Origin of the sequence: Rhodococcus sp. AG1013 (genome assembly GCF_003350365.1) — a bacterium.
Lineage (GTDB): Bacteria > Actinomycetota > Actinomycetes > Mycobacteriales > Mycobacteriaceae > Prescottella.
The window spans coordinates 24,476-39,150 of record NZ_QQAT01000020.1 but is presented as its reverse complement, the minus strand read 5'-3'; the positions used below and the strand labels follow the sequence as shown (position 1 = coordinate 39,150).

The 14,675-nt window shown below is 68.5% G+C and carries 14 protein-coding genes; 7 read left to right on the top strand and 7 right to left on the bottom strand.

The genetic code is table 11. The features are described from left to right. Genes ispD through rlmB form a run of 4 tightly spaced genes read left to right on the top strand, consistent with a single transcriptional unit; the run spans window position 1 to window position 3,619 of the window. Window positions 1–693, top strand: a complete 693-nt coding sequence (gene ispD, locus DEU38_RS21305; RefSeq protein WP_114723402.1) for a 2-C-methyl-D-erythritol 4-phosphate cytidylyltransferase — start codon at window positions 1–3, stop codon at window positions 691–693. Window positions 694–738: 45 nt separating this feature from the next. Then, window positions 739–1,215 (top strand): 2-C-methyl-D-erythritol 2,4-cyclodiphosphate synthase, encoded by a 477-nt coding sequence (ispF, locus tag DEU38_RS21300; RefSeq protein WP_114723401.1) that lies wholly within the window; start codon window positions 739–741, stop codon window positions 1,213–1,215. An 11-nt stretch (window positions 1,216–1,226) separates the two neighbouring features. Further along, window positions 1,227–2,633 carry a cysteine--tRNA ligase gene (cysS, locus tag DEU38_RS21295; protein ID WP_114723400.1) on the top strand — a complete coding sequence of 469 codons (1,407 nt, stop codon included), beginning with the start codon at window positions 1,227–1,229 and terminating at the stop codon, window positions 2,631–2,633. Beyond that, on the top strand, window positions 2,633–3,619 hold the full coding sequence (rlmB, locus tag DEU38_RS21290; protein WP_114723399.1) for a 23S rRNA (guanosine(2251)-2'-O)-methyltransferase RlmB: 987 nt from the start codon (window positions 2,633–2,635) through the stop codon (window positions 3,617–3,619). The genes cysS and rlmB overlap by 1 nt, the downstream gene beginning before the upstream one ends. Here rlmB and DEU38_RS21285 read toward each other — a convergent pair. After that, window positions 3,604–4,470 carry a biotin-dependent carboxyltransferase family protein gene (locus tag DEU38_RS21285; protein ID WP_181818886.1) on the bottom strand — a complete coding sequence of 289 codons (867 nt, stop codon included), beginning with the start codon at window positions 4,468–4,470 and terminating at the stop codon, window positions 3,604–3,606. The genes rlmB and DEU38_RS21285 overlap by 16 nt on opposite strands. A gap of 55 nt (window positions 4,471–4,525) precedes the next feature. Here DEU38_RS21285 and DEU38_RS21280 point away from each other — a divergent pair, with 55 nt between their 5' ends. Beyond that, window positions 4,526–5,215: a ZIP family metal transporter gene (locus DEU38_RS21280; protein ID WP_114723397.1), complete on the top strand. Its 690-nt coding sequence runs from the start codon at window positions 4,526–4,528 to the stop codon at window positions 5,213–5,215. Window positions 5,216–5,237: 22 nt separating this feature from the next. On the opposite strand, the gene DEU38_RS21275 is transcribed toward DEU38_RS21280, so the two are convergent. The 6 genes from DEU38_RS21275 to DEU38_RS21250 form a co-directional block, all read right to left on the bottom strand. Continuing rightward, window positions 5,238–6,713: a gamma-aminobutyraldehyde dehydrogenase gene (locus tag DEU38_RS21275; RefSeq protein WP_114723473.1), complete on the bottom strand. Its 1,476-nt coding sequence runs from the start codon at window positions 6,711–6,713 to the stop codon at window positions 5,238–5,240. A gap of 41 nt (window positions 6,714–6,754) precedes the next feature. Next, the gene (locus tag DEU38_RS21270; RefSeq protein ID WP_114723396.1) at window positions 6,755–7,114 is read right to left on the bottom strand and encodes a cupin domain-containing protein; all 360 of its coding nucleotides are present in this window, start codon (window positions 7,112–7,114) and stop codon (window positions 6,755–6,757) included. A 94-nt stretch (window positions 7,115–7,208) separates the two neighbouring features. After that, window positions 7,209–7,727, bottom strand: coding sequence for an Lrp/AsnC family transcriptional regulator (locus DEU38_RS21265; RefSeq protein ID WP_220181944.1), 519 nt, complete (start codon window positions 7,725–7,727; stop codon window positions 7,209–7,211). A 27-nt stretch (window positions 7,728–7,754) separates the two neighbouring features. After that, complete coding sequence (locus DEU38_RS21260; RefSeq protein WP_114723394.1) at window positions 7,755–9,152, bottom strand: FAD-binding oxidoreductase; 1,398 nt, start codon at window positions 9,150–9,152, stop codon at window positions 7,755–7,757. A 37-nt stretch (window positions 9,153–9,189) separates the two neighbouring features. After that, complete coding sequence (locus DEU38_RS21255; protein WP_114723393.1) at window positions 9,190–10,650, bottom strand: aldehyde dehydrogenase; 1,461 nt, start codon at window positions 10,648–10,650, stop codon at window positions 9,190–9,192. 379 nt (window positions 10,651–11,029) lie between these two features. Next, a complete protein-coding gene (locus DEU38_RS21250) occupies window positions 11,030–12,424 on the bottom strand; it encodes an NAD(P)/FAD-dependent oxidoreductase (protein WP_181818885.1) in 1,395 nt (464 codons plus the stop codon). A gap of 428 nt (window positions 12,425–12,852) precedes the next feature. Here DEU38_RS21250 and DEU38_RS21245 point away from each other — a divergent pair, with 428 nt between their 5' ends. Continuing rightward, window positions 12,853–14,271, top strand: coding sequence for an APC family permease (locus DEU38_RS21245; RefSeq protein ID WP_114723391.1), 1,419 nt, complete (start codon window positions 12,853–12,855; stop codon window positions 14,269–14,271). Then, a complete protein-coding gene (locus DEU38_RS21240; protein ID WP_181818884.1) occupies window positions 14,268–14,648 on the top strand; it encodes a multidrug efflux SMR transporter in 381 nt (126 codons plus the stop codon). The genes DEU38_RS21245 and DEU38_RS21240 overlap by 4 nt, the downstream gene beginning before the upstream one ends. The last annotated feature ends 27 nt before the right edge of the window (window positions 14,649–14,675 follow it).

Sequence of the window (14,675 nt, the reverse complement as noted above, 5' to 3'; positions counted from 1 at the left end):
GTGGGTGAGAACCGAGGACCGGTCGTAGCGCTGGTCCCTGCGGCCGGACGTGGAGTCCGGCTGGGCGAGTCCGTCCCGAAGGCGTTCGTCGAGTTGGGCGGGCGCAGCATGCTGCGCCGAGCCGTCGACGGACTCCTCGAGTCGGGCGTCGTGGACACGGTCGTCGTGATCGTGCCCGAGACGCTCGTGGACGAGGCGCGGGCGGATCTGCCCGACGGCGTCGTCGTGGTTGTCGGGGGCGAGGAGCGGACCGACTCGGTCCGCGCCGGACTCGCGGCAGCCACGGGCGCCGAATTGGTGCTGGTGCACGACGCGGCGCGCGCTCTGACGCCGCCGTCGCTGATCGCTCGAGTGGTCGCGGAACTTCAGGCGGGACGCAAAGCGGTCATTCCGGTGCTGCCCGTCAGCGACACCATCAAGACGGTCGACGTGCTCGGTGCCGTCACCGGCACACCACCACGCTCGGAGTTGCGCGCCGTCCAGACGCCTCAGGGTTTCGAGGCGTCGCTACTGCGCCGCGCCTACCTGGACGTCGACGGCGACGCGACGGATGACGCCGGCCTCGTCGAGCGACTTGGCGAGCGGGTGCGCACCATCGTCGGTGAGCCCGAAGCATTCAAGATCACCACACCGTGGGATCTCGCTCTGGCCCGGATTCTGCTGGGGCAGGCGGGACCGGCGGAGTCCGAGTAAGTCTGAGTAAGTCTGAGTTTTTTTCGAGCACAGGGAGCCCTACGCGTGCGAGTCGGAATCGGCACCGACGTCCATCCGATCGAGCCCGGCCGTCCGTGCTGGATGGCAGGGTTGCTGTTCGAGGACGCGGACGGATGCTCCGGGCATTCCGACGGCGACGTCGCGTCGCACGCGCTGTGCGACGCGTTGTTGTCGGCCGCGGGCCTGGGCGATCTCGGTTCGGTGTTCGGCACCGGTCGTCCGGAGTGGGACGGCGTGAGCGGTGTGCGGATGCTCACCGAGGTCCGGAGCCTGCTGTCCGACGCCGGATACGTCGTCGGGAATGCGTCGGTGCAGGTCATCGGCAATCGGCCCAAGATCGGTCCGCGTCGGGAGGAGGCGCAGCGCGTCCTCGGGGACGTGCTCGGCGCACCGGTGTCGGTGTCGGCGACGACGACCGACGGACTGGGTCTCACGGGTCGCGGAGAGGGCATCGCTGCCGTCGCGACCGCGCTGATCATCCCCGCTGATCGCGACCGGTAGAATCGCACGTCGTGACCTTGCGCCTATACGACACCGTGACACGGGCTCCGCGTGACTTCGTTCCGCTGACCCCCGGACATGCCTCGGTGTACCTGTGTGGCGCCACCGTTCAGGGCGACCCCCACATCGGGCACGTGCGCAGTGGCGTCGCATTCGACGTGCTGCGCCGCTGGCTGCTCGCGCACGACTACGACGTCGCGTTCGTGCGGAATGTCACCGACATCGACGACAAGATCCTGAACAAGGCCGCCGAGGCGGGCCGCCCCTGGTGGGAGTGGGCCGCGACGTACGAGCGGTCGTTCGACTGGGCGTACCAGCAGCTCGGTGTGCTGCCGCCGTCCGTGGAGCCGCGGGCGACCGGGCACATGACGCAGATGGTCGAGATGATGCAGCGCCTCATCGACAACGGCCACGCGTACGCGTCCGCCGGCGACGTCTACTTCGACGTGGTCAGCTACCCCGACTACGGCAAGCTGTCCGGTCACAAGCTCGACGACGTCCACCAGGGCGAGAGCGTGGCCGAGGGCAAGCGCGATCCGCGGGACTTCACGCTGTGGAAGGCCGCGAAGCCGGGCGAGCCGTCGTGGCCGACGCCGTGGGGCCCGGGACGACCGGGCTGGCACCTCGAGTGCTCGGCGATGGCCGAGTTCTACCTCGGTAAGGCGTTCGACATCCATTGCGGTGGAATGGATCTGGTGTTCCCGCACCACGAGAACGAGATCGCGCAGGCGAAGTGCGCGGGCGACGACTTCGCCCAGTACTGGTTGCACAACGGCTGGGTCACCATGGGTGGCGAGAAGATGTCGAAGTCGCTCGGGAACGTGCTGTCGGTGCCGAACGTGCTCAAGCAGGTTCGCCCGCAGGAACTGCGGTACTACCTCGGCAGCGCCCACTACCGGTCGATGCTCGAGTACTCCGAGACCGCGCTGCACGAGGGTGCGGCCGCCTACCGTCGCTGCGAGTCGTTCGTGACGCGCGTCGTGGAGCGGGCCGGTGAGGTCCCGGTGGGCAAGTGGACGGCGGAGTTCGCCGCCGCACTCGACGACGACCTGGGTGTGCCGTCGGCGCTGGCCGAGATCCACGGCCGGGTCCGCGAAGGCAACATCGCGCTCGAGTCCGGTGATCTCGACGGTGCTCGCGCGCTGGCGTCGCAGGTGCGGGCGATGCTCGGCATCCTCGGTGTCGATCCGCTGGATCCGCAGTGGGCGTCCGCGACTGACAACTCGACGGCGCTCGATGCCCTCGACGTCCTGGTTCGGGCCGAGCTCGACCGGCGTCAGCAGGCCCGGGCCGACAAGAACTGGGCAGTGGCCGACGAGGTCCGGGACCGGCTGGCCGAGGCCGGTATCGAGGTCACGGACACCGCGAACGGGGCCGAATGGTCCCTCAAGCAAGCTTCTAACGAATCGGGACAGTGATGGCTGGAAATTCGAGCAGGCGCGGCGCGATCCGCAAGGACGGCACCAAGAAGGGGCAGGTCAGCGGGTCCGGCGGCAAGCATCGCCGGGGTCTCGAGGGCCGCGGCGCGACGCCTCCGGCGGAGGCCCGCACCAAGCATCCCGCCGCGAAGCGGGCCCGGGCCGCGGCGAAGGCGGCGCAGCAGCGTCCCACCGGCGGCGGCCGCCCCGGCGCGGGTCGTCTGCCGGCCGGCCGCAAGGCCGAGGACGGTCCGGAGATGGTGCTGGGCCGCAACCCGGTCGTCGAGTGCCTGCGCGCGGGTGTCCCAGCGACGGCGCTGTACGTCGCGGTGGGCGCCGAGAGTGACGATCGCCTCAAGGAATCCGTGCAGCGTGCGGCCGACATGGGGATCTCGATCCTCGAGGTGCCGCGCACCGACCTGGACCGCATGAGTGCCAACGGACTGCACCAGGGCATCGGCCTGCAGGTGCCGCCGTACAAGTACGCGCACCCGGACGATCTGCTGGCGTCGGCCCGCACCAACCAGGAGCCCGCGCTGCTGGTGGCCCTGGACAACATCACCGACCCGCGCAACCTCGGCGCCGTCGTTCGTTCGGTTGCCGCGTTCGGCGGTCACGGTGTGGTGATCCCGCAGCGTCGCAGCGCCAGCGTCTCCGCTGTCGCCTGGCGCACCAGTGCCGGTGCCGCGGCTCGCCTGCCTGTCGCGCGGGCCACGAATCTCACTCGCACACTGAAGGATTGGCAGTCCAAGGGTGTCCAGGTCGTCGGCCTGGACGCCGGCGGCGACACCACCCTCGACACCTACGATGGCACCGGCCCGGTGGTCATCGTGGTCGGTTCGGAGGGCAAGGGACTGTCGCGGCTCGTGCGCGAGACGTGCGACGCCGTCCTGAGCATCCCGATGGCCGGACCGGTGGAGTCGCTCAACGCGTCCGTCGCCGCGGGCGTCGTGCTGTCCGAGATCGCGCGTCAGCGTCGTAGCTGACGGAACTTGATCCGACATCCCGGTCGCATCTGAGCTGCGGCCGGGATGTCTTCTTCCACGACCACGGCGATCACGGGATAGCCCCCCGTGACCGGATGGTCGGCGAGGAACAGCACCGGCATGCCGTTCGGCGGCACCTGTAGCGCGCCGGTCACCATGCCCTCGCTCGGCAGTTCGCCGTGACGGGAGCGGTGCAGCGGTCCCGGCCCGTCGAGGCGTGCGCCCACACGGTCGGTGTCGGTGCTGACCGTCCACGTCCGGTGCACCAGGGCGGCCAGGGATGCAGGGGTGAACCAGTCGTCGCGCGGACCGGTGCGAACGCGTAGTTCGACGGGATCTCCGGGCGGCGCGGGTGGCGGGATCAGTTCCTCGATCGGCAGCTCGCCGTGGAGGCTTCCCACCGGCAGGCGGTCGCCGTCCCGGATCGGTTCGGGGCCGATGCCGGAGAGGGTGTCGGTGGCGCGGCTGCCCAGGATCGGCGTGACGTCGATGCCGCCGCGCACCGCAAGGTAGGTGCGTAGTCCCGCCGTGGCCAGCCCCAGCACCACCTCGTCGCCGTCGCGCACGTGCAGGGTGGAGTAGTGCGGGCGGGGTTCCCCGTTCACCGTGAGCGGTGCCCGCGCGCCGGTGACGGCGAGGGTGGCCGGCCCGACCGCCCGCACCCGCAGACCACCGAGGGTCACCTCGAGCGTCGCGGCGCGGGGATCGTTGCCGACGAGGCGGTTCGCGCCGTCGTGCGCGACGATGTCGGCGGCCCCCGAGACGCCGACGCCGAGACGCGCATACCCGGGCCGTCCCCGATCCTGGACGGTGGTGCGTGCGCCGGCGCGCAGGACTTCGAGCCATGCCATGGGTCGATTGTCCTCGATCCCGGCAGGAGGTCGCAGTGCTTACTACGATCGATCGATGCTGACAGCTGCGCTGTACGGTCTCGGGACGGCTCTACCGTTGCTCTTCGGTGCGTGGGTGGGCCTGCGCTACAGCCTGCCGCGGCCACTGCTGGCCGCGCTCATGGCCTTCGGCGCCGGCACGATGGTGGCGGCGGTGTCGTCCGAGCTCTTCGCGCCGGCGTTCGCGATCGAGGGCGTGTGGGTCGCCGGGACGGCGCTGCTGGCCGGCGCCCTCGTGTATGTGGTGGCCGATCACCTCATCGAGAACAAGCTCGGTCCCGCGGCGCTGGGGTGGGCGCTGATGCTCGGGGCCCTGCTCGACGGCATCCCCGAGAACACCGCCCTGGGCGTCTCGCTCATGGAGGGCGGGGGAGTGGTGCTGTTGGTCGCGGTCGCGGTCGGCAACGTGCCCGAGGCCGTCGCCGGCGCCGCGTCGATGCGCGAGCAGCCCGGCTTCAACTCGCGGCGGGCGTTCGGGGTGTGGGCCGCCACTGCCGCGGTCCTGGTGCTGGTCGTCGTCGCGGCCAACGCCGTCTCCGACACCATCCCGGACAGTCGAATTGCCGTCATCCAGGCCTTCGCCGGTGGGGCAACCATTGCGGTGCTTGCGGATTCGTTGATGCCGGAGGCGTACCGCGAGGGCGGTTGGTGGGTGGGGATCTCCACCGCACTCGGGTTCCTCGTGGCGTTCGCGCTGGGCGCCTAGGAGTGCGAACGCCACGAGCCACTCAGTCCGTGCGGAAGACGGTCCTGTGCCACGCCTTCCGGGCGTCGCGCGAGAGGTCGAACATCACGTGCTTGACGGTGGTGTATTCCTCGAACGAGTAGGTCGACATGTCCTTGCCGAATCCGGACTGCTTGACCCCGCCGTGCGGCATCTCGCTGATGATCGGGATGTGGTCGTTGACCCAGACGCAGCCGGCGACGATCTCACGGGTTGCGCGCAGCGCGCGGTGCAGGTCGGTGGTCCACGCCGATGCGGCGAGCCCGTACGGGGTGTCGTTGGCGAGGGCGATGGCCTCGTCGTCGTCGCGGAACGGTGTCACCGTCAGCACCGGGCCGAACACCTCGTCGCGGTAGATCTCGCTGTCGACCGAGGCTCCGGTGATCAGCGTCGGACGGTAGTACGCGCCCGTGGCGAGGGGTCCGTCACCGGCGCTGCCGCCGGTGACGATCGTTGCGTAATCGCGTGCGCGCGAGACCATTGCAGCGACGCGGTCGCGGTGTGCGTACGAGCTCAGGGGGCCCATGTCCGTCGCCTCGTCGCCGGTCGGACCCAGCGTGACCGACTCGTACAGCTCGGCCACGCCCGCGACGAACGCGTCGATCACCGACTCGTGCACGATCGCGCGGGTTGCGGCCGTGCAGTCCTGTCCGCCGTTGATCAGGCTCGCGGCCACGGCCCCGTGGACGGCGGCATCCAGATCGGCGTCGTCGAACACGACGAACGGTGCCTTGCCGCCCAATTCGAGGTGGACGCGCTTGGCATTGGTGGCGGCGCCCTCGAGGATCGAGCGCCCCACCGCGGTCGATCCGGTGAACGAGATCATGTCGACGCCGACGTGGCGTGCCAGCGCCGCGCCGGCCTCCTGGCCGCTGCCGACGACGATGTTGACGACGCCGTCGGGGACGCCGGCCTCGGTGATCGCCTCGGCCAGCAGCAGCGCGGTCAGGGGTGTGATCTCGGCGGGCTTGAGGACGACGGTGTTCCCGGCGGCGATCGCGGGGAAGATCTTCCACACCGCCATCTGCAGCGGGTAGTTCCACGGCGCGACCGCCCCCACGACGCCGAGCGGCTCGCGGCGGATGCTCGAGGTGTGCGTCGGCGAGTACTCGCCCGTCGCCTTTCCCTCGAGGATGCGCGCGGCGCCCGCGAAGAATTCGATGTTGTCGATCGAGCCGGGGACGTCGAACTCCCGTGCCAGCCGGATCGGCTTACCGCACTGCCGGCTCTCGAGCGCCGCGAGTTCGTCCGAGCGGCCGCGCAGGATGTCGGCGACGCGGAGCAGGAGCGCCGAGCGTTCGGCCGGGGTGGTCCGCGACCACGATCCGAAGGCGCGGCGCGCGGCTGCGACCGCGCGGTCGACGTCGTCGCTGCTCGCGAGGGTGACGGTGACGATCGTCTCGCCGGTCGAGGGGTCGATCACGTCCTGGGTGCAACCGGAGGCCCCTTCGCACCGGATCCCGTCGATGTACTGGTGCATCGTGTCCATGCTTTCGTCGTCGGAGTCTGAGAGCCGGGTGGTCAGGAGATGTAGATCTTGCGGAGCGTCTCGCGCACGGTCCACACGGTGCGCTGTCCGGCGTGCAGGCGGACGAGGGTGCCGGGGCGGAGATCGACTGCGGGAGAATCGTCCTCGAACTCGAGGGTGCCCTGGCCGTCGACGACGAAGAACACCTCGTCCGCCTCCACGTCGCGCGAGGTTCCCTGGGTGTGCTCCCATACCCCGATCGTCAACCCCGACAGCGACGACAGGGCCTGGTGGGCGGTGGTCGGCGATCCGTCGACGACGAGTTCGTCCGGGAGGGCCTTGTGGTCCAGAGTGACGTCGGGAACGACGACGCTGTCCTGGTGCGGGGCGGGCTGTGGATGCGTGGAAGTCATTGGTGGGCCTGTCGAGTCGTGTTTCGAGTAGTGAGGGTCGGACCCGAGCGAGGCCTGACACGGGCGCCCCCGAACGGGTGCGCCCATGCCGCGGTCACTCGTCGAGCTCGACCGGTGCGGTGTCCGCCGAGACGACGCCGTGGAGCATCGGCGGGTTGCCGACTCCCCAGCCGTACGCCAGCTTGCCCACCTCGAGCACGAAGAACGACTCGGTGGAGAGCACCCCGTCGATGGCGTGCAACTGGTCGTGCATCAGGCGGGTGAAGTCCTCGGTGTCCTTGCAGATCACCTCGACGATGACGTCGTACCGCCCCGACGTGACAATCACGTAGCTCGTCTGGGGCAGCGCCGCCACCGCCTGGCACACCGAGCGTGCGGTGCCGGCGCGGGTGTGGATGCCGACCATCGCCATACGGTCGAAGCCGATTCGCATCGGGTTGGCGATCCCGACGATCTGCAGGATCCCGGCCTCCTCGAGTCGCTGCACGCGGTATCGCGCCGACGAGGCGGGGATGTCGAGCGCCTCCGCGATCTGCCGGTACGGGAGGCGACCGTCCTTCTGCAGGAGCTCGATGATCTTTGCGTCGATCGTGTCGATGCTCGGTGTGTTCAAGATGACCTCCGAACCGGTTCGGTACGACTAGGAATCGAATCCCAGTCCTATGCTGTCGAGGAGTCGCAACCACAGGTTGCGGCGACCGTGGTCGTCCTCCCTGGCCAGCGACCATCTGGTCGCCTGGACACCAAAGTAACGCACCGGTTCCGGGGGAAACGGAACGGCGGGGCGCCGGATCATCGCCAGTTCCGTCCGTTCCGTCTTGCGTCCGGCCAGACGATCGAGCATCACCTGCGCACCGAAGCGGGTCGCGGTGACGCCCAGGCCGGTGAAGCCCGTCGCGTAGGCGACCCGTCCGCCGTACGCCGTTCCGGCGGTGAGGCAGAACCGTGTCGACGAGTCGATGATGCCGCCCCACGCGTGGGTGAACTGCACGTGGGCCAGTTGGGGATACGTCGTGGCGAAGTTCGTTGCGAGCCGCGCATACGTCTCCGGTCGGTCGAGGAGATCCTCGTCGCGACGGGAGCCGTAGTGGTAGATCGCGTCGTAGCCACCCCACAGGATCCGGTTGTCCGCTGTCTTGCGGTAGTAGTGGAACTGGTTGGAGGCGTCGGTGAGACCGAGGTCCCCGGTCCACTTGATCGACTCGAAATCGGCGTCGCTCAGCGGTTCGGTGACGAGCGAGTAGTCGTAGACCGGGATGGTCGTGTTCGTGAGCCGGCGCAGAAGGGGCTTGAATACGTTGGTGGCCAGCGCAACTCGCTGGGCTTCGACCCGTCCTCCCCGCGTGGTCGCGGCGATGCGCCCGTCGGGCGTCTTGTCGATCGACGTGACGGGTGTGTTCTCGTGGATCTCGACACCGAGGTCGAGGCATGCCCGCCGGAGCCCGAGCACGAGCTTGTACGGATCGACCAGCGAGTAGTCGGGCAGGTACAGACCGCCGACGTACGCGGGCGACGCGGTCCAGTCGCCGACCTCGGACGGCGGGATGAACTGCGACGGCTCGCCGTAGCCGCCGCTCATCTCGGAGTAGGCGCGCAGACCTTCGAGTTCCCAAGTGGTGCGGGCGAAGCTGACCTTGCCCGGCCGCCGGTAGTCGGCGTCGATGCCGTAGCGCTCGAGGGTCTGCTCGATCCCCGCGAGGTTGTCGAGCCCCATCCGGTGCATGGACGCGGCCTCGGACGGCCAGCGGTTCACGCCGTTCATGAGGCCGTGCGTGATGCTGGGGGAGCAGAAGCCGCCGTTGCGCCCGCTCGCGGCATGCCCGACGGTGTGGCCCTCGAGGAGTACCACGCGCTGGTCGGGGTCCGATTCTTTGGCCATCAGTGCGGTCCACAGGCCGGTATAGCCTCCGCCCACCACCAGCAGATCGGCGGACAGCGTCGTCGCGAGCGCCGGGAGGGGCGTCGGGGCGGGCGTCACGTCGAACCAGTACGGGGAGCGGCGCACCCCGTCGATCGTCGACGGGCTGGTGGTGGGCATGCGGAGACCTTTCATTGGAGAGCGTGTTCGTCGCGAATCAGCGGTTCAGGTGCATGACACCGGTGCGCAGGTCGGACATGTCGATCAGCGTGTGCTTGCCGCCGATCCGGCCCCAGCCGGTGCCCTTGCCGCCGGCGCCACCGAACGGCATGTTGATGTCCCAGAATCCGGTGCTGTCGTTGACGATCACCTGTCCGGTCTCGACCTCCTCGACGAATCGGTAAGCCTTGGAAAGGCTTTCGGTGAACACCGCTGCCTGGAGGCCGAGCGCGTCGCTGTTGGCCAGGCGGAGCAGTTCGTCGTCGTCGCGGCCGGTGATGACCGGCACGACCGGGCCGAACGACTCCTCCTTGCTGAGGAGGCCGTCCGGCGTGACGCCGTCCACGACGGTGAAGTCGTAGTACAGGTCGGTCGGGAAACCTGCGCGTCGACCGCCGCCGACGAGGATGTCGAACCCGCGCTCGCGGGCGTCGGCCAGGTGGCGATCCATCTTCGCGGCGACGCCCTCGTTGTTGAGCGGGCCGAGGTTGACCGCGGAGTCGAACGGGTCGCCGAGGCGGACCGTGTCGGAGTAGGCGACGAGCGCCTCGACGAAGGCGTCGTGCACGTCGGCATGCACGAGGGCACGCTCGGTGGCGCAGCAGACCTGGCCCGCGCAGTAGTACGCGGCGTCGGCGGCGGCCTTGGCGGCGGCCTCGACGTTGGCGTCGGCGAGCACGATGAGGGGGCCGTTGCCGGAGCACTCCATGATGGACCGCTTCAGGCCGGCGGTCGCCTGGATCTTCGCGCCGGTCTGCGACGAACCGATGAAGCCGATGGCGTCGATGCCCGGATGCGAGACGAGGGCGGAGCCGAAGTCGCCTTCTCCGGGAAGGACGTTCACGAGACCAGCCGGCAGACCGGCGGCCTCGAACGCCTCCATCGCAGCCAACACGGTCAGCGAGGTGTGGGTCGGCGGCTTGACTACGTGAGCGTTGCCGGTGGCCAGGCCCGGTGCGACGAACTCGGTGAGCATCAGCAGCGGGAAGTTCCAGGGCGTGATGATGCCCCAGACGCCGACCGGCCGGTAGAAGGTCCACATCCGCTTCTGCGGATCGTTCGACGGCAGGGTCTCGCCGTGCAGGCGGACGGCGTCCTCGGCGTGCAGGTGGAACAGCTGTGCCGCCTCGGTCACGTCGGCGATGGACTCGGCGAGCGGCTTGCCCTGCTCGAGAGTCTGCAGGCGGGCGAGGACGTCGATGCGCTTCTCGAGCTCGTCACCGATGCGGTGGCAGATCTCGGCGCGCTGCCAGACCCCCACCTTGCGCCATTCGGCCTGGGCGCGATGGGCGGCGTCCACGGCCTTGTCGAGATCCGAGGTGGAGGGGACCGGGATGGTTCCGATGTGGCCGCCGGTGACCGGGCTGATCACCTCGACGGACTCGCCGGTGCTGCCGTCGGTGTACGCGCCGTCCACGTAGAGCTGCTGGCGCGGGGCGGTCGGGATGGATGTCGTCATGAGAAACCCTCTTGGTGTGGGGTAGGGCTGCCGATGCCCTCGGAGTCTGTGCTGGGGATCACTCGTTCCGTGCGAGTGTGGTCACGATAACTGCAATCGGGGTCGATGTCACCCCCGATGGGCAAATAATGCGTCTTAAAGTTGTTCAAAGAGCAAATTTGAAGCTGATCTTCAGCTCAATGTGCGGTGCTGTCGAATGAGCTGTCCGATGCGCCAGGGGACAGTCGTTCGCCGGTCAGTGCCTCGATCACACGCGCGAGATCGTTCGAGGACAGGCCGCCCTCGGACCGACCGGCACGGCGTTCTACCTGCGGATGGCGCTGATTCTTCATGGCGCGAAGTCCTTTCGGGTGCCAGGGGTGTCGGTGGTCGAGCCGAGTTACAGGGCGCCCAGCGCTGCGGTCCCCGCGGCGCGACCCGAGTCGAGGGACGAGCTGACGGTGCTGGTGACCATGCCGGCCCAGAACACGGTCCGGTCGATCGGTTCGTACAGCCCGTCGCGGCGCGAGGTGGGCCCCGGGTAGGCGCCCCGGGCGTATTCGTCGAGGGACCAGTCGTAGGTCGACGCGGCCACGGTCTGCAGACCGGCATCACCGGCCATCGACCTGACCGCGTCCACCGACTGGGCCAGGCGCTCGGCTTCCGGCAGGGAGAGTAGTTCCCGCGCCTCGTCTCCGGTAGCCCAGGCGACGACGACCTGTCCCGAGTAGCCGGGTGCCGCGGCGGACCCGTTCCACAGGGTCGGCGGGTTCACCAGGTAGTCCTCCGCGAGGTCCCAGCCGTCCGGCAGGACCGGTGCGGAGAACTCCAGCAGGCCCTTGTAGACCGGCAGATAGACCACCTCGGAGATCCCCGAACGCTGGGTCGACGGCAACGGTGGGTCGAATGCGATCGCCTCTCGCTGTAGCACGCCCGCGGGCAGCGCGATCACGAGCTTGCGGGCGGTGAACCGGGTGCCTCCGGCGAGCACCTCCACGCCGTGGGAGGTGTAGGCCACCCGGGTGACCTCGTGATTCATTCGTACGTCGATTCCCTCGGCGAGAATCCGGACGATCTGGTCGTAGCCGCCGACGACTCGGAAATCCCCGTAGCCGTCGCTCGGAATCTCGCCGCTGTCCGGTGCCGTGAGCGCGGTCTCGAGATCCTCGACGACGTATCTGGCGGGGAGCTTGTCGAACTGCTCGCTGTCCACCTCGATGACCAGGAAGGCGAGCGGGTAGTTCGACCGGGTGATCCCCAGCCGTGCGAGGTAGTTCTCGGCGGTCTCGCCGGGATTCGGGGCAGGAGGCGGTGACGGCAGATCCGGCTTTCCCTGCGGGAAGTTGTAGAACTCCCACGTGTTCTGGTCCACCCAGGGCGAGCTCGGATCGAATCGGGACATCTCGGTTCCCCAGCGATGTGTCGAGATGTTCGCCGGCTCGACGATGTCCCACGTGGAGACGTCGGCGCCGTGGATGAGCTCGGCGCCCCGTTCCACCGGGATGCCCATGGTCGTTCGATCCGTCCACAGGCGCCCGCCGATGCGGTCGCGGGCCTCGAGGACGATTGCCGATCTGCCCGCGTCCACGACCGTTCGCGCCGCGCCCAGACCGGACACGCCGGCGCCGAGCACGATGACATCCGCGTCGTTCGAGGCGAGCGATCCGAGCGATCCGGTCTGCGCTCGGGCCTGCGGGGTGCGGGCGAAGAGGACCGCGGAGAGGCCGACGGCGCCGCCGTATCCGAGCAGTCGGCGTCGCGTCAGTTGGATATCTGGACCGTTGACTGGTTTCACCTGGGTTCTCCTGTGACGGCGTGCTGTGTGATGTGGCGCTGCCGACGCCATGAATGTGTGCTGAGTCACTCGTTCCGTCGAGTGCGGCCACGATAGCGACTCGGGAGGCGCCTGTCACTTCGATGAGCAAAAACAGCGGGTTCGTACTGTCAATTGAGCAAGTTCGATGCCGGAATTCTTCCGGCATCGGCAAGGATTACGAGGCGGTTCTGTCCAACGCCTACGGGCGTGAGTGAGGCTGTCGGGGCTTGTCATCGCTCGCGGCGTGATCCATACTTCGTCCGCCGCATCGACGTCGTCGGGTTCCGGGTTTCCGGGTCGATGGGTTCGATCCCCTTGCCGCGGGGGTCGATTCCGCACTGTTCCGTCCGAGTCACCGTCATATCCGGGTGCCCCTGTGGCGCCCCCCAACGGGACTTAGGAATGCCATGGCCGAAACAACGTCCACCGAACAGACCTCCACCTCACTGCACAAGACGATGCGCTGGTACGACGGCTTCGCGATGTCGCTGACGATGCCTGCCGCGTTGATCGCCTCGCTCGGCGCCTCGATCGTCGGCCTCGGCGGATGGGGTGCAGTGCTCCTGTGGAGCGTCTCGATGCTCCTCGCAACCGGGGCGAACTGGATCTACACCGAACTCGCCGCGATGTTCCCGGAGTCGTCGGGAGGTATCGCGGCGTACGCCGCCGAGGCGTGGAAGAAGCGTGCGCCGATCGTCGGACCGCTCGCCGCCATCGGGTACTGGTTCCCGTGGACCACATCGTTATCCGTCTACGCCGGCATCATCGGCGCCCTCGTCCAATCACAGTGGTTCCCAGATCAGGACTGGTCGTGGGAGGTGGGGCCGATCGAGCTGAACTTCCCGATCGTGGTCGGCCTGAGTGTGATCGGAATCCTCTACCTGCTCAACGTCGTCGGCGTTCGCATCACCATGACGTTCGTGTACATCACGGGCGGCATCCTGCTCATCCCGCTCGCGGTGTTCATCGTCGGACCACTGCTGTCCAACGGCTTCGACGTCTCCGGTCTGACCTGGAACCTGCACGGCGTCGAAGGCCTGCGCACGGCTCTCGTCTGGCTCTACGTCATGGCATGGACGTCGTTCGGCGTCGAGGTCTGCGCGACGTTCGCGCCGGAGTACCGGAACACCGTCTCCGACACGGCCAAGGCCCTCAAGGCGGGAGTCCTGTTCTCGCTCGGCGTCTTCGTGCTGCTGCCGCTCATCCTGACCGGGTACGTCGGCGAGGGCGCGATTGCGGACGCGCCCACCACGTTCTACGTCGAGGCCTTCCAGAACCTGGTCGGCGGCGCGGCTGACATCATGGTTCTGTTCCTGATCTGCTCGCTGCTGCTGATCATGGTGACCGGTCTCGCCGACGGCTCGCGCGTTCTCTACAACATGGGCAAGGAGGGAACGAGCCTCCGGCAGCTCGGCGTGCTGAACAAGCGCGGTGTTCCCGTCCGGGCGCTCACCGTGGCGCTGGTGGTCAACGTGCTGGTCCTGACCGTGCTCAAGACGCCGCTCGCGATCATCGTCACGGGCAACCTGGGCTACATCCTGACTCACATCTTCGCGCTGTCGGGTTTCTTCCTGCTGCGCAAGGACCGCCCCGACCTGGCCCGTCCGATTCGCCTGCCGGCAGTCTTCGTTCCGCTGTCGCTGGTGCTCTCGGCACTCCTTGCTGTCATTCTCGTCGTAGGAGCCACGGGATTCGAGGTCACGGGGTACGGCGGCTTCAAGGAGCTGTCGGTGGCGTTCGGCGTGCTGGCAGTGGCGGTCGCGCTGTGGCTGTACCGACGCAACGTGCAGGATCGGCGTTCCGTCCCCGAACAGGTGCAGTCGTGAGCGCTTACGGACTGCTCGCCGGCGCGATCGCATGCGAGGTCGTCGCGACGCTCTCGCTCAAGGCCGCCGACGGCTTCAGCCGGCTCGCACCGTCCGTGATCGTCGTGATCGGCTATGCGATGGCGTTCGCGCTGCTGGGGTTCGCCCTCCAGCGCGGCCTGGACGTCGGTGTCGGCTACGCGATCTGGTCGGCCGTCGGAACGACGGTCGTCGCCCTGCTCGGCGTTCTCGTGTTCCGGGAATCGCTGTCCCTCACGGCAATCGCGGGGATCGCGCTGATCATCGCCGGCGTCGTGCTCGTCGACCTGGGCCACCGCACGCAGGCGCCGTCGCCAGAGGGACCGGAAAGTGCTGCCGCCGTCGTGGAGGGCCACTGACGGTGCGATGACGGAAGGCCCCCGGTA

Excerpts from the sequence above, each read along its gene's own strand:
- rlmB (WP_114723399.1), top strand. The coding sequence starts at position 2,633 with ATGGCTGGAAATTCGAGCAGGCGCGGCGCGATCCGCAAGGACGGCACC.
- DEU38_RS21280 (WP_114723397.1), top strand. The coding sequence starts at position 4,526 with ATGCTGACAGCTGCGCTGTACGGTCTCGGGACGGCTCTACCGTTGCTC.
- DEU38_RS21285 (WP_181818886.1), bottom strand. The coding sequence starts at position 4,470 with ATGGCATGGCTCGAAGTCCTGCGCGCCGGCGCACGCACCACCGTCCAG.
- DEU38_RS21260 (WP_114723394.1), bottom strand. The coding sequence starts at position 9,152 with ATGCCCACCACCAGCCCGTCGACGATCGACGGGGTGCGCCGCTCCCCG.
- DEU38_RS21270 (WP_114723396.1), bottom strand. The coding sequence starts at position 7,114 with ATGACTTCCACGCATCCACAGCCCGCCCCGCACCAGGACAGCGTCGTC.
- DEU38_RS21275 (WP_114723473.1), bottom strand. The coding sequence starts at position 6,713 with ATGCACCAGTACATCGACGGGATCCGGTGCGAAGGGGCCTCCGGTTGC.
- DEU38_RS21255 (WP_114723393.1), bottom strand. The coding sequence starts at position 10,650 with ATGACGACATCCATCCCGACCGCCCCGCGCCAGCAGCTCTACGTGGAC.
- DEU38_RS21245 (WP_114723391.1), top strand. The coding sequence starts at position 12,853 with ATGGCCGAAACAACGTCCACCGAACAGACCTCCACCTCACTGCACAAG.